Here is an 18,164-nt window from a genome sequence, read left to right as displayed (position 1 = left end):
TGGCCGAATCGGCGGTCCGTACACTGGTCCGGGTGCAGCGAACAGGGGAGCAGGTGAGGCGGAGATGAGCGTCGAGACCGGATACGCGGACTCCGTCGTCGGATTCGACGAAAGCCCGGACACCCCGTCTTCGCGGCAGCGGCTGCACGCCTACCTCGACGTCGCCGTGGTCGTGGTCGTCCTCGTCGGCACCAACCTGATCGCCCACTTCACCAACGCGTGGGCGAGCATCGCGAGCGTGCCGATCGCGGCCGTCGTTCTGGTGGCCCTGACCAAACGTCGCGGCCTCGGCTGGGCGGAGCTCGGACTCTCACCGAGACACTGGCGCAAGGGCTCGCTGTACGCGCTCGGTGCGGTCGGGATCGTGGCCGCCGTGGTCGCCGTCGGGGTGGCCCTGCCGTTCACCCGGCAGTTCTTCATGGCCGACCGTTACGCCACCGTCACCGGCGCTCTGATCGCCTCGATGATCGTGATCCCGTTGCAGACCGTGATCCCGGAGGAGCTCGCGTTCCGCGGAGTGCTGCACGGCACGTTGGACCGAGCCTGGGGTGCGCGCGGCGTCTTCGCGGCCGGCTCGCTGCTGTTCGGGCTCTGGCACATCGCCTCGTCGCTCGGACTCACCACCGGCAACAAGGGACTGACCGGCGTCCTCGGCGGCGGCGTCGCCGGCCAGGTGCTCGGGATCGCAGGCGCCGTCGCGGCCACCGCCGTCGCGGGATTCGTGTTCACCTGGCTGCGTCGTCGCAGCGGCAGCCTGCTCGCGCCGATCGCGCTGCACTGGTCGCTCAACGGGATCGGCGCGCTCGCCGCCGCTCTCGTGTGGCACATGACACTGCGCTGAGCTCGAGATGACCGACACCGCGACCGCAGTCACGGTGTTCCACGCCGAGCCGGACCCGGCGGAGTTCGTCGCCTGGGCGGATCGGATGGGCGAGGCGGCAGGGCGCGCAACCGGATTCGTCGAGGCGCGCGTCGCGGCGGGGGAGATGCCGGAGCTCGACTGGGCGGTCTCGGTCACGTTTGACTCCGAGGCGAATCTGCAGCGGTGGCTGGACGATCCGGACCGCCGGCGCCTGCTGGCCGAGGGGGTGACCGCGGGCTGTCGCCGTGCGAGCTCGGACATGATCCTGGTTCCGGGGCACCTGCCGCCCGGCACCGCGGTCTTCGAGCACGCTGTCGCTCCCGGCCGAGAGTCGCGGTTCGTCGCGGCACAGGCGCGCCTGGCGTCGGTCATCGCCGAGTTCCCCGGGTTCGAGGGGTCGGCCGTACTCGGCCCGCGCGGCGCGGGGCGCTGGTTCTCGGTGCTCCGCTTCCGCACCGATCGCCAGCTCGCCGTGTGGATGGCGTCGAGTCGGCGCCACGAGGCGCTGCCGGAGTTGCGATCCGAACTGACCGAGGACTTCGCGGTGGTGGCCAGCAGCACCCCGTTCGGTTCGATCCTGCGGGTACAGGACGGCAGGGCCGCGGTCACGCCGCGATGGAAGACCGCGATGCTGGTCCTGCTCGTCCTGTATCCGACGGTGATGACGCTGTCGCGGTTTCTCACACCGCACTTCGTCGACTGGGGCGCGCCGCTGTGGTTGTCGACTTGGCTCGGCCAGATCGCCAGCGTCGCGTTGTTGACGTTCACGTTGATGCCCGCGGCAACCCGACGGTTCCGGCGTTGGCTCGACCCCGTCGACGGGGCGGGCGCGCGGGTCGGCATCGCCGGCGCCGCGGCGGTCCTGGTGCTCTACGCGGCGACGCTGACCCTGTTCGGGTCGGTGCGCTGGCTGCAGTTCTGGGACTACCCCCGCTGACGCCGGCGAGCGGTCAGCGCAGCACTTCCCGGTGCACGTTGGCGTACGGGATGTGGTCGTCCGCGCGACCCGCCTGCAGCTTGTGCACCCACTGCGGGTCCGCGAGCAGCGCCCGCCCGACCGCGACCATGTCGAACTCCCCGCCCTCGAACTGCGCCAGCAGACGGTCGATACCCACGGTGCCGGACGCTCCGTCGGCGGTGAACGCGGTGGTGAAAACCTTGTCGAGGCCGACCGACCCGACCGTGATGGTGGGCAGCCCGGTGAGCTTCTTCGTCCACCCTGCCAGGCCGAGGTCGGCGTCTGCGCCGGTCAGGTCGGTGAACGCCGGCTCCCAGTGCCTGCGGGTGGACGCGTGCAGCACGTCGACGCCGGCGGTGACCAGCGGTGCGAGCACCTGCTCCAGCTCGGCGGGTGAGTCGGCGAGGCGGGCGTCGTAGTGGTTCGACTTCCACTGCGAGTAGCGGTAGACGATGGCGAAGTCGTCGCCGACGGCCTCTCGGATCGCGGCGACCACCTCGGCGGGGAAGCGGGTGCGTGCGTGCAGCGAGCCGCCGTAGCCGTCGGTGCGAACGTTGGTGCGCGCCCACAGGAACTCGTCGAGCAGGTAGCCGTGCGCGCCGTGCAACTCGATGCCGTCGAAGCCGACGTCCTTCGCGTTCACGGCGGCCGCGACCCAGGATTCCCGCAGGTCGTCGAGGTCCGCGGTGGTGAAGGCCCGGCCGAGAGGAGTGCCGTCGAGGGCGAGTCCGGACGGGCTGACGGTCGGGGCGTCGGGGTTCAGCCGCGGGCCGTCGCCGCGTTCGACGCCCAGATGCCAGAGCTGCGGGATGATCGAGCCACCCTCGGCGTGTACGGCGTCGACGACCGCCTTCCAGCCGCGCAGGCTCTCGTCACCGTAGAGGCGCGGAACCCGAGTGTGCGGTCCGGCGGCCGGGTCGGGGATGTAGGTGCCCTCGGTGATGATCAGCCCGACCCCGCCCGCCGCGCGTCGCCGGTAGTACTCGGCGACGTCGTCGCCCGGAACCCCGTCCGGCGAGAAGGCTCGAGTCATCGGGGCCATGGCGAACCGGTTCTTCAGGTTGAGCGACTTCACCGCGAAGGGTTCGAAGAGGCCGTCTACGGGCAATGGTGTGCTGGGTTCGGTCATGACTCTGGGCAACTACGTGCATGCGCACGTTATTCCGGCGGACTAGTCGCCGCTGGCCTCGCGGTCGAGGCGTTGCTGCCTGGCGATCCGGCGCTGCTCCTCCGCGCGTTCGCGGCACTGCCGCAGGAACGCCTCGTCGTCGTCGGGATTCTGGGCGATGTGGCGACCGGCGCGCTCGTACTCGCCGAAGGTCGACGGATGCGGGCGCTGGTTGGGCGGGCGCACCGGTCCCTGCGGGCGACCGAGGATCAGCCAGAGGATCGAGCCGATCGTGGGCACCAGCAGCACGATGAGGATCCAGCCGATCCGGGGGAGATTGCGGACCTCCCAGTCCTCTCTGGTCAGCACGTCGACCAGACAGAAGATCCACAGCAGCAATGTGATCAGACCGAATGCCATGTACGGCATGACGAAATACCCTCCCCGGTGTTCCTACGATTTCGACTGATGTCGCATCGTTCTCACGGCGCCGCGCAGCAGAGGCTGCGGTGCCGCGTTCGACCCCCGCGGGAAGGGTACTCGGTGCAGGGTCGGGCCGCTCGAATTCGTGAGCTTTGCTCAAGGATGTGCGGTCGGACCGACAGCGCGACGGGTGGGGAAGGTCAACCCTCGTCGAGGGCTACCCACTGTCCGAACGGGGGTGGACCCTCGCCGTGCACCTTGATCCGGTGCGCGCCCTCGTCTCCGTGTTTGACGTGCATCCATTCGTAGCCGTGCAGGACGTGCTGCTCGGCCGCCGACGTGTCGGTGACGACCAGATCGCCGTTTGCCTGCTGCTCGAACGAGAATCGGCTCTCGGGGGCGATGACCCACCACGTTTCTTTGGCCATGACAGCCTCGTCCTCCTCGGGGAGGGAAGGGGTGTGGATACCTAGCGCGATACCTTCCGAGACTACCGCCGATCGGTTCCAGGGTGACCCGTCCGCAGTGGGTACTGTTGTGACTGGTGAAACCCGTGTGACTGGCGGCACCAGAGTGACTGTGGTGGAATGCACAAAACCATCCACCCTACCGGTTGCGCGCAGTTCGTTCAGCGAGGCGCACCGGTGGACCGGCCATCGAAGATGCGAGGCAACGTGCAGGTTTCCCGTCGAGAACTCTTCAAGTACGCGGCCGCCGGTTCGGCTGCCCTCGGTGTCGCCGCACTGGGATCGAACTCCCTCGCGCAGGCGGCCCCAAACCTCGGCACACTCGTCGACTACGCGGGTGGGGTGCCCGACGCCGAGGCTATCCGGGCTGCCGGTCACGCCGGCGCGATCCGCTACGTCTCCGACCGCAGGCCCGACGCGAAGTGGATGACCGGCAAGCCGATGCTCGCCGACGAGGCGACCGCGCTGACCGCGGCAGGACTGGAGGTGGTCTCCTGCTACCAGTTCGGCAAGGGGAGTACGGCCGACTGGCGCGGTGGCCTCGAGGCAGGCAAACGGCACGCGCAGCGTGGACTCGAATTGCACAGGGCCGCAGGCGGTCCCGACGACCGACCGATCTACGCCTCCATCGACGACAACCCGAACGATGCCGACATCACGAATCTGGTCGTGCCCTACCTCCGAGGCTGGGAATCGGTTCTCGGGCACGCGAACACCGGCGTGTACGCGAACTCACCGACCCTCGACGTGCTGGTGGACGAGGGCCTGGGAACGTACTACTGGCAGCACAACTGGGGCACCCCGAAGGGATACGTGCACCCGTCGGCGCACCTGCACCAGTACGAGATCGACAAGCGCACCATCGACGGTGTCGGCGTCGACCTCAACGCGATCCTGCGGGCCGAGCACGGCCAGTGGTCGCGGGCCTGACGACGATCGTCAGGCCCGCGGGCACTATCCGTTCTCGCGCCGGGCTACCTCAGCCCGCACTTCGTCAACACAGCGGTTTGGCGATGTCGTAGATGTGCTGAGCCTGGTCCTTCGTTGCGGGTACGCCGTTGTTTCCGGCCCGGGTCTCGAGGCCGGTCACGATCGTCGACTCGTCCTGGTTGGCGTCGATGTCCGCGCAGGTCTGGTTGAAGATGTCCGCGATCGCCGCGTCGTCGCGCCCCTCGGCGAGGTTGGAGAAGCCGGCCTTGAACGCCACGGTGAACGTGGTCGACTTGGCGCTGTCGACAGCGCCCTGGGCCTTGCTCGCGGCGCTGCCGACCGCGGCGCTGGCCGACGACATGGCCCCGCCGACGGCGCTCGCGGCGGAACTCATCGCGGCGGATGCCTTGTCCTTGGCGGAGTTCGCGGTCGTTGTCGTGGTGTCGCTACTGTTCGAGCTGCAGCCGGCGACGGCGAGTGAAATGGCAGAGGCGGCGAGTACTGCTGCTGCAATTTTCATAGTCGAAAGGGTAGCCCTCCTACGGCGCCGACTCCGGATGTTCGGACCGTAACGTCGTGGCGCGTCCTGTACGACGTACAGGACGCGACAACCATTCGAGAAACACACTTCAACGAAGACGGAGAAATTCCATGAACGTGATCATCGACTTCCTCTACGCCACGGCCTCGAACATCTACCAGGGCATCTCGGCGGGGTCGACGGCACCGTCCACCCCGCCCACGACGAAGCCCTGATCGGCACCTGAGTAGATCGTCAGGCGCCGACCGCCGTCAGCCACTGCTTGGCCTCGTCCGGCAGGGCGCCGGCGGCCTCGGCGCTGCGGCACCACCGCCTGGCCATCTTGAGGAACTTCATCGGGTTGTAGACGTCCTCCTCGCACGACCACAGCCCGTCGCCCGCATAGTGCAAGATGGTCAGGTTCGAGGCCCCGTGCGCGGAGCCGTCGCCGGGATCGCACATCGGGTTGTCGATCTCGCAGATCACCCAACCGCGATCTTCGTCGACGGTGTACCAGAGCGCCGGGAACGCCGTCATGTGATTGCCGGGGAAGCTGTTCATCGTCCGGATGATCCAGGGACGGATCTCCTCGCGCCCGGCGAAGTTGCCGTAGGCATGCTCGATGTACGTCGCGTCCTCGGTGAACATGTCCGCGAAGAGGTTCCAGTCGCCGGTCCGCTTCGCCTCCTCGACTGTTCGCTGGTAGCCCGCGAACGCCTCCTCGAGCTCGTCCCTGGTCCACCGACCGCCGCCGGTCGTCGTCTTGCCGTGGTCGAGCTCGGTCACGCTGCCTCCGTCGTGTGTGGTCGATCGGTCGATCGTGCTGTGCAGGGTCAGGTCTGAGTGTGTGCGGTGGGCGAGGTCGCGAGTTCCGGTTCCTCGGCCAGCACGTGCAGCGGTCGTTCGCTGCGACTCTCGCCGTCCGCCCGCCAGGACAGCACCGACCAGCGCGACAGGCCCGACAGCGCCGATCCGAGGCTGCCGAACGAGCCGGTGGACAGCGCTGAACCGGCCGAGCCGATGGAGCCTATCGAGAGGATCGATCCGACGCTGCCGATCGACAGGATCGAGTACGCGGAGCCGATGGACAGGATCGAACCCTCGGATCGGATCGAGAGGATCGAGCGCTTGGCGTGGGTCGACTTCCAGGAGTGCTGATTTCGGGAACTCTGCTGGGAGGCCATGACTTGGTGTACCACAGGGGCCCCGCATGCAGAAGGGCTCCTCGCGATGCGAGGAGCCCTTCACTGCTGGTGGTGCCGAACGTCAGGGAACGACGACCGTTCCGACCGTCGGGAGGAAGCTGCAGGTGATGGGCGCGGCGCCCTCGGCCTGCGTGGTCAGTCCGCCCGAGATGACCGCGAGCACGCGGCCGCGGCCGGTATCCGCGATCGCGGACAGCGTCGCCGGACCGTCCGGGTTGATCCGCGAGGCGGTGGTCAGGTTCGCGGTGCCGGACTTCTGGTTGTCGATGTTGACCCAGGAGACGGTCAGCGGGTTCGGCTGGTTCGCCGTGGCCGACTTGGTGCCGAGCGCGGTGAAGACGAACCCGGTCTGGCCGGCGGTGGGGCCGGGAGGCGGCAGGTGCGCGGGGCCGGGCACGGCGAGTGCGGTGCCCACCGAGTCGGAGGTCGGGCCGATGCAGCCCTTGCCGATCGTCGGGTACAGGAACTGCGCGATCACCGGGCCGGTCGACGGGGGCAATGCGGGTCCGCCGCCACCGCTGCCGTCGAGGAAGGTGATGACCTTCTCGAGGGTCGCCTTCGTCTCAGGAGGCAGGTTGGACGACTCGAGCATCGCTTTGGCCTGCGCGAGCAGGTCGGCCTGCGGTGATCCGGCGATGTCGGCCGGTCGGGTGAGGTCGAGGGGGCCTGCAGCGGCGCCGACGATGGCGGGAGCGAGCGACGCGAGGGCCTCGATGTCCAGGCCTGCGGGCAGCGGGATCGGGGCAGGCGCCGGGGCGGTCTCGGCGAGCACACCCGCCGGTGCGGCGATAGCTGCTGTGGCGGCGATCGCCAGAGCGGTGATCGTTCTGCGCGTTCCTCGCGTACGAAGCACGATGTCCCCATCCTTTGTTCTCAAGCGTCGGCTGGCCTGGCCGGCCACTCGGTGTCGAGGGGCCACTCTATGCAGGCCATCTGGCGTTGTACAGCGTTTGAAATGCCCGTCCCATGTGATGGTGAAGGTCCGGCTTCCGGGGCAGTCTATTCACACGCTGGTCGATCGATGGTTGCCCGGTGACCATACGTGTGACTGAAGTGATAGTTGAGATTGTTGATGCAACTGTTATGGATGTGGATTCTCCGGTTCGGGCAGTCACGAGGCACTGACGTAGGCTCCGAGGTCTGAAGGCTTCGGGTTCGACCCGTCGGTCCACCTCACCCGGGAGAACGCGAACGCTGTGTCCGAGACGCCCACCGCACTCGCGGCTCGAAGCCCTCGCACGGGAACGCGCGGCGCTCGACTGTTGCGCCTGGCACCGGTGCTCCTCCTCGTCTCGGTGCTCGCCCGGATGGCCTGGGGTTTCCTGAGTCCCAACGGCATGAACCTGGTCGACCTGCACGTGTACGTGGACGGCTCGGCGGCGCTGCTGCGCGGCAACCTCTACGACTACACCTACTCGGAGTTCACCCCCGACTTCCCGCTGCCGTTCACCTACCCGCCTTTCGCGGCGCTGGTCTTCCTGCCGCTGCACTACCTCCCGTTCGGGCTGGTGGGTGTCTGCTGGCAGTTGCTCACCATCGGCGCGCTGTACCTGCTGATCCGGATGAGTCTCGAATTGCTGTTCGGCACCCGCACGCTCGGCCCGGGCTGGACTTCGGTCGCGATGGTCTGGACCGCGGTGGGGATGTGGACCGAACCCGTGCGCAGCACCCTCGACTACGGCCAGGTCAACGTCTTCCTCGCGCTGGGCGCGATGGTCGCGGTGCGGAGCCGGCGCTGGTGGGTGGCCGGCGGGCTCGTCGGGATCATCGCCGGGATCAAGCTGACGCCGGCGATCACCGGCCTCTACTTCGTGCTGCGGCGACGGTGGAAGGCGGCGATCTTCTCTGCGGTCGCGTTCGGGTTGACCGTCGGCGTCAGCTATCTGCTGATCGGTTCCGAGGCGCGTCGGTACTTCGAGCACCTGCTCGGCGACGCCTCCCGGATCGGGCCGGTCGGATCGGTGTGGAACCAGTCGGTGCGGGGCGCGCTGAGCCGGGTGGTCGGGCACGACGTGCAGAGTGGACCGCTGTGGCTGACCGCGGTCGCCGTGGCGGCGGCGCTGGCCTTCCTGGCCTGGCGGTCGCTGGGGCGCGACGACCTCCTCGGGACGCTGGTGATCGTCCAACTGTTCGGCCTGCTGATCTCGCCGATCTCCTGGTCGCATCACTGGGTGTGGCTGATTCCCATGCTGATCTGGCTGGTGCACGGGCCGCTGTCGGGACTGCGCGGATCGCGGATCCTCGCGGGCTGCTGGCTGGCCGCGATCCTGGTCGGGGTGCCCTGGATCCTGAGCTTCTTCCAGGACTCGATCTGGCTGATCTCCCGGCCCGGGCTGCTCGCCTGGCTGGGCGCGGTGAACGTGGTGGGGGCGGCGGCCTTCTACCTGTGGGTGATCTGGGCCGGACGATTCACCCGGCGGCGAGTCGATCGATCTCCTGAGCCAGTGCCACGTCCAGTTCCGTGAGCCCACCCTTGAAGTGGGTGGAGCAGGTGAACGTGACGGTCCGCCAGCGGATGTCGATGTCCGGGTGGTGATTGCGGGTTTCGGCGGCCTCGGCGACGCGGTCGACGAGGGCGATCGCGGCGGGGAACGTGGGCAACTCGATGGTCCGGACGATCTCCGAACCCGCCCGCTGCCATTGCGGTAGTCCGGTGAGCGCGGTGTCGACCTCGGCGTCCGTCAGCAACTCGGCCATGACAATGATGGTCCCATGCAGACGGGTGCGGGCAACAGTGCCGAGCCGCGGGAAGTCGCCGCGGCCGCGATCGTGGACGCCGGGCGGCTGCTGCTCGCGCAGCGGGTGTCGCCGCCGCACTTGGCGGGACTGTGGGAGCTGCCTGGCGGCAAGATCGAGGCGGGGGAGACCCCGGCCGACGGGCTGGCCCGAGAACTGCGCGAGGAGTTGGGGGTGGAGACGGTGGTCGGCGCCAGGATCGGATCCGACGTGCCGTTGGCCGGCGCGATGGTGCTGCGGGCGTACGTCGTCGAGCTGAAGTCCGGGACTCCGGAGGCGCTCGAGCACGCCGCGGTGCGGTGGGTCGACGCAGAGCAGTTGGCGGGCGCGGACCTGGTGCCCAACGACGAGGTGTGGTTGCCGGAGTTGACGGCGCTGCTCGAGTCTTTCGAATAGTCCGCATCGGTTCCGGGGGGTCGAACCTCCGTAAATGTCGCGGAAAGTGGACTGCGGAGACCCGTTCGTGACTGGGATGTCCGTCCTGGTGATTTCCGCGTTCGCCCAGGTAGTGCGGGAATGTGACACGAAGTCGTTGACCGGTAAATGGTCAGCTGTTGCCTCGTTGAATGCTAAATTCTCGCCGCGGTCACGAATTTCACGTGTACATCGGCGCCGCTGTCAGATTTGGAAGTACCGCGTTCGCTATTCCGATCCGCTAGGAAAGGTGTGTAATCGGTGCGTACCCAGAATCTCTCTCGAATCATGCGAAGAACGGCGGTGATCGCCGCGGCCGTTGCCATGGCAGTCGCCGCGCCCGGCGCCACGGCCAACGCCCAGGCACCGTCGAATCCCACCGGAGACGCGAGCCTGGACTGGCTCTACGGCCAGAACAGCGACTTCGCCGGGGGCGGAGGAAGTCTCGGCAGCCTCGGCAGCAGCGGTGGTGGCTTCAAGGACGCCTTCTACACCCCGCCCGCAAACATCGCTTCGTTGCAGAACGGCGCTGTCATCCGGGAGCGCGGCGTACAGCCGATCCCGATCGTCGGCGGCCGCGCGAAGGAGGTCGCGTACAAGACCACCAATTCGCAGAACCAGCCGATCCTCACAGTTACCACGGTGTTCACCCCGAACGGCTGTGGGCTGGGCGGCAACGGATCTGGCGGCTCGTCCTTCGGCTCCTCCGGCGGCGGGGACTGCGTCGGTGCGGGCAAGCTGATTTCGTACCAACACGCGACCAACAGCCTCGGCATGAAGTGCCAGCCGTCGGTGATCTTCAACTCCGGCAACCCGATCAACACCCTGACGGTGATGACGCCGTTCCTGCAGGAGGCCCTCAACCGCGGCTACACGGTGTCCGCGCCTGATCACAACGGCCCGCTTGCCTCCTTCATTGCGGGCTACACCGAGGGACACTCGGTTCTCGACGGAATCCGTGCCACCGAAAGTCATCTCGGTCTGCCGGCAACTACCGAAGTTGCGCTGATCGGACAGTCGGGTGGAGCACACGCAACCGCGTGGGGCGCCCAGCTGCACAAGTCCTATGCACCGGAGCTGAACGTGATCAGTGCGGCGATGGCCGGACCGCCGCTCGACATCCTGGCCACCGGACGCCAGAACAACGGCAAGAACACCTCGTTCTTCTACTTCGCTGCGGTGGTCGCGCTGTTCCGCGAATATCCGCAGGAGGCTCAGCCGAACGGCTTCTTCACCGCGAAGGGCAAGGAGGTCGTCAAGCAGTTCGGCGACGCCTGCATGCTCGGTGCCGGCCTCGGCACCGGCCCGGACGGGTTCGGAACCCAGACTCTGCAGAGCCTGACCAACTGGCCGGACTCGGACGACCCGATTCCGCACTGGCCGGCTGCTCTCGCCGTCGGTGAGAAGAACCAGGCCGCACAGCACGGGCAGATCCCCGATGTGCCGATGCTCATCGTGCACGGCAACGAGGACGGAATCGTGCCGGTCGCGTCGACGACGGCCATGGTCGGCAAGTACTGCGCGGCGGGCGCGACCGTCGACTACCAGATCGTTCCGGGTGGGCACGTCGACGTCAGCATCAACCACTGGAACCAGTTGATGGACTACACCGGCGACCGGTTCGCGCACAAGCCGGCGCCGAACAACTGCGCCTGACAGTCGAATCGGGGGTCGCTGAGGCCGCCCCCGATTCGACCCGTGCGCGATTCCGGTACTACGCCGATGCGTGACGGGCGTGGTGCGTGGTGACGGAGCGAGGCCAGACAGCACTGCTCCGACCCCACACAGGTGCACCGAGCGGGCGCACAGAGGCGCCCGCTCGGTGCCGCCAGTAGTGAGCTTTCGGCAATTCGATGCCACAGCTGAGGAGACAATGATGTCACTGCCCACCGCCCGTCGCGCCACGGGCCCCGTCGTATTCACCGCGCTGACAGCCACTGGGCTGTTCCTGTTCGGCAACTCGGTCGCCGCGGCGGCCACCACCAGCTTCAACAATGCCTGCGTTGCAGGCAGCGTCATCGGACCGGTATACAAGCCGGTTCCGGCGTCGGTCGTCGTGACCGCGCCCCCGACGGTCACTCCCGGGCAACAGTTCACCTACCGAATCCAGCCCGGTCCGGAGAGCTACCCCGACCGGGACTCCGGCGCCACGACCGTCCAACTGTCCCGCCTGAAGTTCGATTTCGAGATCCCCGCCAACGCGACCTTCGACAGTGCAGCGGTCGTCTCGGGGACCGACGCGGGACTCGGCGGCGTGGCGCCCAACATCCTTCGGATCAACTCCGCAGGCAACGTCGATGCGGCCGGCACCATCCTGCGCCTGTCGGGCAACAACGAGGTGATCGCCAACAGCCCCACCTCGTCGACCAACACCGACGGCGGCATCACCGTGCCGAAGACGAAGAACGGTGCCAACAGTGCCACCAACTTCCAGCTTCCCGCCGTCGACGTCACCGTCACGGCCGGCGCGAGTGGCGTGATCGAGCCGCATGTCCGCGTCGCAGGCAACGCCGCACTGACCAACAACCCCGAGAACTACTCGACGTCCCTGGCGAGCGCCACCTTCCTCGGGGCCAAGCAGTGGGCACCGACCCAGTGCGTTCCGAAGGACGGGGCGACCAAGCCTGTCGACGACGCGCCGCTGAACGCCGGCGGCGGCCCGCTCGCGACAGTCCAGATCGGCGGCGCGGAGAAGACCGATACGACGACGACGTTGACGGTCTCCCCATCGACCGTCGAGCCGAATCAGGACGTGAGCCTTCACGCGACAGTGGCCCCCGCCCCGACGGGCGGAACGGTGCAGTTCCTCGACAACGGTGTCGCGATCGGCAGCCCGATCGCTGTGACCGGCGGCGGTGCGTCCTTGACCCATGCGTTCACAACGCCGGGTGCGCACAGCGTCACCGCGGTCTACAGCGGCGACGACCAGCACAACGGGTCGACCTCGACGGCCGGCGTCGTCACGGTCAACGGTGCACCGGGCGGCGGGTCCAGTGGATCGGCAGGTTCGAGCGGCTTCGGATCGTTGCGAGATCTTCTCGGTAGCTGATCCGGACTGGGGCCGTCGGGAAACCGGCGGCCCCAGTTGCTTTCGGCGAATCGCTGTTACTTTTGACCGGCCACTCGAGGGAAGGCGTCCGACATGAGGCACTCGGCGAGAGTTCTGTTCGGATTCACTGTGGCGGTGACGACTGCACTGGTGGTCGGCGTGGCGCCCGCGGCGGCGGCCGAGCCGCTGCCCGGACCGACCCCGTTGGCGGACAACTGGTTCCGCGGGCCTACCGACCTGTCCGGCTACGCGAACGGCGACGTGATCCGCAGCCGTCCGGTCGAGGTGCGCTTTCCTGCCGACACCGCCTGGCCGGTGGTCAAGACCACGCAGCTGCTCTACCGCACCACCGACTCGTTCGGCACGCCGGTGACCACGACGACGACGGTGATGATTCCCGATCGTCCGTGGACCGGACCGGGCCAGCGGCCGCTGCTCTCACAGCAGCAGGCCATGGACGCATTGGGTCTCGAGTGCAACCCGTCGGTGACGCTGCCCGCGGGCAAGGGTCAGGATCTGGCCATGATCTCGCCCATGCTTGCGCTCGGCTACGCGGTGGTGGCCTCCGACTACCAGGGCCCGGGGATGGCCTGGATCGCCGGTCTGCAGACCGCGCACGGCGTCCTCGACGGCATCCGCGCCGCGCAGCGCTTTGAGCCACTTGGTCTTTCGCACTCGCCCGTAGTGATGTACGGATACTCGGGAGGCGGACACGCGACCGCGTGGGCCGCCGAGCAGAAGGCCTCCTACGCGCCCGAACTGAACATCATCGGTGCGGCGGAGGGCGGAGTCCCGGGCGACCTCGCGTTGCTCAGCGAGAAGCAGCCCGCGGTGGGGTTCACCGCCTGGGGCACGCTGCTCGGACTGTCGCGGGAGTACCAGGACAGGGTCCGGCCGCAGGACTACTTCACGCCGGCGGGCATCGAGTTCGCCAAGACGCTCACCGACGGGTGCCTGGCCGACCTGCTGAGCAAGACCAAGGGCGTCAGCCTCGCCCAGTACTCGAAGGTCGGTGACATCCTCGCGCTGCCCAGCGTCAAGTCGGTCGTCGAGGAGAATTCGCTGGGTCGTACCGCCGCCACGCCGGACATGCCGCTGTACGTATTCCACGACACCAAGGACGCGCTGATCCCGGACTGGGGGATGACCGGGGTGGTGCGGGAGTACTGCAACCGTGGCGTGAATGTGCAGTACGCCGCCGGGCCGGGGCTCGATCACGTCGGCTACGGACTGGCCGGCATTCCGCCCGCCTACAAGTGGCTCGACGACCGTGTGGTCGGGCATCCGACCACACCGAACTGTTGATCAGGCTGCGCGGGCCTTCTTGAGCCCCTTCTTCAGGTCCTTGCCCTTGACGCCCTCGTTCTCGAGCTTCTTCATCCGCATGATGACGACAGGGCACTTGAGGCAGCGCTTCTTGCTGCGGCAGCACTTCTTCTTCGGCTTGAGGCCCGAGACCTTCTTCGCCTTCACCTTGCCCATGATTGGGTTAGCGTACCCTCAGAAATGATCGCGACGAAGCATGGATTACTAGCAGACGCGAGTGATCTGCGCTGCAGCTTTCGGCACAATTGGCTCGGGCGGGTAGTATCTAGCTGGCCGCAATGCCTACTCAGGACGTCCTGTGCTGATGGATTCGCTTTCGCGACGCGGCCGCCCGAGCCGTGCGAGCCTAGGTTTCGCGTGGCGGAATCAATCCAGCCAGGAGACCGCAGCGTGCCCAGCACCACCTTCCGCAATGTTGCCATCGTCGCACACGTCGACCATGGCAAGACCACCCTCGTCGACGCCATGCTCCGGCAGTCCGGCGCCTTCGCCGAACGAGCCGAACTGGTCGACCGAGTGATGGACTCCGGTGACCTGGAGCGCGAAAAGGGCATCACCATCCTCGCGAAGAACACCGCGGTGCACAAGCACAACGAGGACGGCTCGGTCACCATCATCAACGTGATCGACACCCCCGGTCACGCCGACTTCGGCGGCGAGGTCGAGCGCGGTCTGTCCATGGTCGACGGCGTCGTGCTGCTCGTCGACGCCTCCGAGGGGCCGCTGCCGCAGACGCGTTTCGTGCTCCGCAAGGCGCTCGCCGCGTCGCTGCCGGTGATCATCGTCGTGAACAAGACGGACCGGCCCGACGCGCGCATCGAGGAGGTCGTCGCCGAGTCGCAGGACCTGCTGCTCGACCTGGCTTCCGACCTCGACGACGAGGCAGCGCAGGCCGCCGAGGCCCTGCTGGACCTGCCCGTCCTGTACGCGTCGGGTCGCGAAGGCAAGGCGTCGATGAACCAGCCCGAGAACGGGCATGCCCCCGACACCGAGAACCTCAATGTGCTCTTCGACGTGCTGATGGAGCACGTGCCGGCGCCGAAGGGCGATGCGGCCGCCCCGCTGCAGGCACACGTGACGAACCTCGATGCGTCCGACTTCCTCGGTCGCCTCGCGCTGGTCCGCATCCACAACGGCGAGCTCCGCAAGGGCCAGCAGGTTGCCTGGATGCATTCCGACGGTGTGAAGACCGTCAAGATCACGGAGCTGCTCAAGACGGTCGGCGTCACCCGTGAGCCGGGCGAGCTTGCCGTCGCCGGTGACATCGTCGCCGTCGCGGGCATCCCGGAGATCATGATCGGCGACACCCTCGCCTCCGTCGAGAACCCGGTCGCGCTGCCGACCATCTCCGTCGACGAGCCCGCCATCTCCGTGGTCATCGGCACCAACACCTCGCCGCTCGTCGGCCGCGTGAAGGGCCACAAGCTGACCGCCCGCATGGTCAAGCAGCGACTGGACTCCGAGCTCGTCGGCAACGTGTCGCTGCGCGTCCTCGACATCGGCCGTCCGGACGCGTGGGAGGTGCAGGGCCGCGGCGAGCTGGCGCTGGCCATTCTCGTCGAGCAGATGCGCCGCGAGGGCTTCGAGCTGACCGTCGGCAAGCCGCAGGTGGTCACCCGTCAGGTCGACGGCAAGCTGCACGAGCCGTTCGAGGAGCTGACCATCGACACCCCCGAGGAGCACCTCGGTGCGATCACTCAGCTGCTCGCGAACCGCAAGGGCAAGATGGTGCAGATGACGAACCACGGAACCGGTTGGGTCCGTATGGAATTCATCGTCCCCTCGCGCGGGCTCATCGGCTTCCGCACCGACTTCCTCACCGAGACCCGCGGCACCGGTATCGCGAACGCCGTCTCGCACGGCTACGCCCCGTGGGCCGGCGAGATCCGTGCCCGCCACACCGGCTCGCTCGTCTCGGACCGCACCGGCTCGGTCACCCCGTTCGCCATGATTCAGCTGTCGGACCGCGGCACCTTCTTCGTCGATCCCGGCGCCGATACGTACGAGGGCATGGTCGTGGGCATCAACCCGCGCGCCGAGGACCTCGACATCAACGTCACCAAGGAGAAGAAGCTCACCAACATGCGGTCCGCGACGGCCGATGTCACGGAGACCCTCGCGAAGCCGATCGAACTGACCCTCGAGTCCGCGATGGAGTTCTGCGCCGGCGACGAGTGCGTCGAGGTCACCCCGGAGGCGATCCGCGTCCGCAAGGTGCACCTGTCGCAGACCGACCGCGCCCGCGAGCGTTCGCGCGCGAAGTCCCGCGACAAGGCCGCGCTGTAAAGTTGCGCTTCGCGCACTGTGCGCGCGGTTTACCCCAACCGGGGTGAACCGCGCGCACAGGCGGCGCAGCCGCGAAATCGGAAGGACGGGCGAGTGCATCGAGCGGGACGGGTTCGACAGATCCTGCCGATAGTGACAGCGCTGGTCGTGGGGATCACCCTCGCGGGCTGCACCGCCAATCCGCCCCCGCCGGTGGAGAGCACCGACAGTCCCAAGCCGACCACCGCCGTCACCACCAAGAACACGGTCGTGGTGGCGATCGACGAGATCGGGCTCGGCTTCAACCCGCATCTGCTCTCGGACCAGTCGCCGGTCAATTCGGCGGTCTCCTCGATGGTGCTGCCGAGCCCGTTCCGGCCGGTGCCCAGCCCGACGCGCCCCGGCGGCACCGACTGGCTGCTCGACGACTCGCTGCTGGTCTCGGCGGACGTCACCTCGCAGGCCCCGTTCACGATCACCTACCAGCTCCGCAACGAGGCGCAGTGGTCCGACAGCGCGCCGATCGCCGCCGAGGACTTTCGCTACCTCTGGCAGCAGATGACCAGCCAGCCAGGCGTCGTCGACCCCGCCGGCTACGCCCTGATCGACGACATCGGGTCCTCGGGCGGCGGCAAGACGGTCACCGTCATCATGCGCTCGCCCTACCCGGCCTGGCGTGAGCTGTTCACCGACCTGCTGCCCTCGCACCTGGTGAAGGATTCGCCGGGCGGCTTCGCGCGCGGCCTCGCCGAGAACATCCCGGTTTCCGGCGCGCACTTCCACATCAAGTCCATCGACCGCGGCCGCGACGAGATCCTGCTCGAACGCAACGACCGGTTCTGGGGCAGGCCCGCCACCGCGGACCAGATCCTGATGCGCCGTGGCGGCTCGAACCCGCAGCTGGCGGATTCGATTCGGTCGGGTGACGCCCAGATCGCGCAGGTTCGCGGGGCGGGACCGCTGCAGTCGCAGCTCGCGGCCATTCCCCAGGTGCGGGCCGCGACCGCCGCGCAACCCCGGGTACTGGAACTGACGCTCAACGGCCGGATCCCGGCCCTCGCCGACCAGCGGGTGCGTCGTGGGCTGTTCGGGATGCTGAGCCCGGACCTGCTCGCCGCGGTCGGCACCCCCACCGGATCGAACGCGACCGTGGCGCGGGCACAGGTCCTCGCGCCCTCGGACCCCGGCTACGCACCGACGGCCCCGCCGCCGCTGACGCGTGAGCAGGCGCTCGGGCTGCTGGGCGAGGCGGGGTGGGTGCACACCGTCGTCGACGGCCCGGACGCCACCGAACCGGCCCGGATCATGAAGGACGGAAAGCAGTTGGCGGTCGTGATCGGCGCTCCCGAGAACGACGACACCGCGGTCGCGGTCGCGAACACCGCCGCGGACCAGCTTCGCGGCGCCGGGGTGAACGCGACCGTGACGACGGTGCGCCCGGACGAGCTGTACGGCAAGTCGCTCGTCGGCGGCAAGGTGGACGCGGTGGTCGGCTGGGTGCGGGCAGGCTCGGACCCGGCGACCTCGATGGCGTCCCGGTTCGGGTGCCCCCCGCCCGCCACGCCGGCACCCGCGCCGGAACCGACCGGGGCGGCCCAGGCGCCTACCGTCGAACCCTCCGTGGAGCCGAATCCGGCTGCGCCGAGCAATATCTCGGGGCTGTGTGACCCGGCGTTGCAGGTGGGCATCGACGAGGCGCTGCGCGGGACCACCGACGTGGGCCAGGCGATCGCGCAGGCCGAACCGCGCCTGTGGGACCTGGCGGCGGTGCTGCCGCTGCTGCAGGACGCGACGGTCGAGGCGGTCGGGCCGGACGTGCAGGGCGTGACCATGCCCGGCGCCATCCAGGTCGGCGTGTTCGGCGACGCCGAGGCCTGGTCGAGGAAGCAGAGGTGACCGCC

19 protein-coding genes are annotated in these 18,164 nt (G+C 68.2%); 10 read left to right on the top strand and 9 right to left on the bottom strand.

All coding sequences use genetic code 11. The features are described 5' to 3' along the window. Nucleotides 1–64 precede the first annotated feature (64 nt). Together FK531_RS04075 and FK531_RS04070 are read left to right on the top strand one after the other, a co-directional pair. Entirely contained in the window at nt 65–841 is a 777-nt protein-coding gene (locus tag FK531_RS04075; protein ID WP_142095434.1) for a CPBP family intramembrane glutamic endopeptidase, read from the top strand. 7 nt (nt 842–848) lie between these two features. Beyond that, a complete protein-coding gene (locus tag FK531_RS04070) occupies nt 849–1,799 on the top strand; it encodes an antibiotic biosynthesis monooxygenase (protein ID WP_142095432.1) in 951 nt (316 codons plus the stop codon). A 13-nt stretch (nt 1,800–1,812) separates the two neighbouring features. On the opposite strand, the gene FK531_RS04065 is transcribed toward FK531_RS04070, so the two are convergent. The 3 genes from FK531_RS04065 to FK531_RS04055 all read right to left on the bottom strand — a co-directional run bounded on the left by FK531_RS04065 (nt 1,813) and on the right by FK531_RS04055 (nt 3,779). After that, a complete protein-coding gene (locus tag FK531_RS04065; protein ID WP_142095430.1) occupies nt 1,813–2,949 on the bottom strand; it encodes an NADH:flavin oxidoreductase in 1,137 nt (378 codons plus the stop codon). Between the two features lie 42 nt (nt 2,950–2,991). Next, nucleotides 2,992–3,357 carry a PLD nuclease N-terminal domain-containing protein gene (locus tag FK531_RS04060; RefSeq protein ID WP_142095428.1) on the bottom strand — a complete coding sequence of 122 codons (366 nt, stop codon included), beginning with the start codon at nt 3,355–3,357 and terminating at the stop codon, nt 2,992–2,994. 194 nt (nt 3,358–3,551) lie between these two features. Beyond that, nucleotides 3,552–3,779: a maltose regulon activator MalT gene (locus FK531_RS04055; protein WP_142095426.1), complete on the bottom strand. Its 228-nt coding sequence runs from the start codon at nt 3,777–3,779 to the stop codon at nt 3,552–3,554. A gap of 234 nt (nt 3,780–4,013) precedes the next feature. On the opposite strand from FK531_RS04055, the gene FK531_RS04050 reads away from it, so the two are divergent. Beyond that, a complete protein-coding gene (locus FK531_RS04050; protein WP_142096587.1) occupies nt 4,014–4,748 on the top strand; it encodes a DUF1906 domain-containing protein in 735 nt (244 codons plus the stop codon). 64 nt (nt 4,749–4,812) lie between these two features. Here FK531_RS04050 and FK531_RS04045 read toward each other — a convergent pair whose 3' ends face one another. From FK531_RS04045 to FK531_RS04030, 4 genes are all read right to left on the bottom strand, one after another. Further along, nucleotides 4,813–5,268 (bottom strand): hypothetical protein, encoded by a 456-nt coding sequence (locus tag FK531_RS04045; RefSeq protein WP_142095424.1) that lies wholly within the window; start codon nt 5,266–5,268, stop codon nt 4,813–4,815. Between the two features lie 255 nt (nt 5,269–5,523). Further along, on the bottom strand, nt 5,524–6,054 hold the full coding sequence (locus tag FK531_RS04040) for a nuclear transport factor 2 family protein (protein WP_142095422.1): 531 nt from the start codon (nt 6,052–6,054) through the stop codon (nt 5,524–5,526). Nucleotides 6,055–6,101: 47 nt separating this feature from the next. Next, the gene (locus tag FK531_RS04035; RefSeq protein ID WP_142095420.1) at nt 6,102–6,452 is read right to left on the bottom strand and encodes a hypothetical protein; all 351 of its coding nucleotides are present in this window, start codon (nt 6,450–6,452) and stop codon (nt 6,102–6,104) included. 82 nt (nt 6,453–6,534) lie between these two features. Next, on the bottom strand, nt 6,535–7,326 hold the full coding sequence (locus FK531_RS04030) for an Rv1157c family protein (RefSeq protein WP_142095418.1): 792 nt from the start codon (nt 7,324–7,326) through the stop codon (nt 6,535–6,537). Between the two features lie 343 nt (nt 7,327–7,669). Between FK531_RS04030 and FK531_RS04025 the strand changes: the two genes are divergently transcribed. Next, a complete protein-coding gene (locus tag FK531_RS04025) occupies nt 7,670–8,938 on the top strand; it encodes a mannosyltransferase (RefSeq protein WP_142095416.1) in 1,269 nt (422 codons plus the stop codon). On the opposite strand, the gene FK531_RS04020 is transcribed toward FK531_RS04025, so the two are convergent. Beyond that, nucleotides 8,883–9,170, bottom strand: coding sequence for a 4a-hydroxytetrahydrobiopterin dehydratase (locus tag FK531_RS04020; RefSeq protein WP_142095414.1), 288 nt, complete (start codon nt 9,168–9,170; stop codon nt 8,883–8,885). The genes FK531_RS04025 and FK531_RS04020 overlap by 56 nt on opposite strands. Before the next feature lie 15 nt (nt 9,171–9,185). On the opposite strand from FK531_RS04020, the gene FK531_RS04015 reads away from it, so the two are divergent. The 4 genes from FK531_RS04015 (at nt 9,186) to FK531_RS04000 (ending at nt 13,977) form a co-directional block, all read left to right on the top strand. Further along, nucleotides 9,186–9,605 (top strand): (deoxy)nucleoside triphosphate pyrophosphohydrolase, encoded by a 420-nt coding sequence (locus FK531_RS04015; protein WP_142095412.1) that lies wholly within the window; start codon nt 9,186–9,188, stop codon nt 9,603–9,605. Nucleotides 9,606–9,911: 306 nt separating this feature from the next. Next, on the top strand, nt 9,912–11,279 hold the full coding sequence (locus FK531_RS04010; protein ID WP_142095410.1) for a lipase family protein: 1,368 nt from the start codon (nt 9,912–9,914) through the stop codon (nt 11,277–11,279). A gap of 220 nt (nt 11,280–11,499) precedes the next feature. Continuing rightward, nucleotides 11,500–12,672, top strand: coding sequence for an Ig-like domain-containing protein (locus FK531_RS04005; RefSeq protein ID WP_181762814.1), 1,173 nt, complete (start codon nt 11,500–11,502; stop codon nt 12,670–12,672). 135 nt (nt 12,673–12,807) lie between these two features. Continuing rightward, nucleotides 12,808–13,977: a lipase family protein gene (locus FK531_RS04000; RefSeq protein WP_142095406.1), complete on the top strand. Its 1,170-nt coding sequence runs from the start codon at nt 12,808–12,810 to the stop codon at nt 13,975–13,977. Here the strand turns inward: FK531_RS04000 and FK531_RS22245 are convergent, their stop codons facing one another. Further along, complete coding sequence (locus tag FK531_RS22245) at nt 13,978–14,154, bottom strand: hypothetical protein (protein ID WP_181762813.1); 177 nt, start codon at nt 14,152–14,154, stop codon at nt 13,978–13,980. It abuts the gene before it with no gap. Nucleotides 14,155–14,388: 234 nt separating this feature from the next. Between FK531_RS22245 and typA the strand changes: the two genes are divergently transcribed. Both typA and FK531_RS03990 read left to right on the top strand, forming a co-directional pair. Further along, nucleotides 14,389–16,284: a translational GTPase TypA gene (gene typA / locus FK531_RS03995; RefSeq protein ID WP_142095404.1), complete on the top strand. Its 1,896-nt coding sequence runs from the start codon at nt 14,389–14,391 to the stop codon at nt 16,282–16,284. A 132-nt stretch (nt 16,285–16,416) separates the two neighbouring features. Beyond that, the gene (locus tag FK531_RS03990; RefSeq protein ID WP_142095402.1) at nt 16,417–18,159 is read left to right on the top strand and encodes an ABC transporter family substrate-binding protein; all 1,743 of its coding nucleotides are present in this window, start codon (nt 16,417–16,419) and stop codon (nt 18,157–18,159) included. Nucleotides 18,160–18,164: the final 5 nt, after the last annotated feature.

The organism is Rhodococcus spelaei (assembly GCF_006704125.1).
GTDB lineage: Bacteria > Actinomycetota > Actinomycetes > Mycobacteriales > Mycobacteriaceae > Rhodococcus_G > Rhodococcus_G spelaei.
Note: the sequence above shows the minus strand (reverse complement) of the source record. Positions and strands in the feature narration are given on the sequence as shown.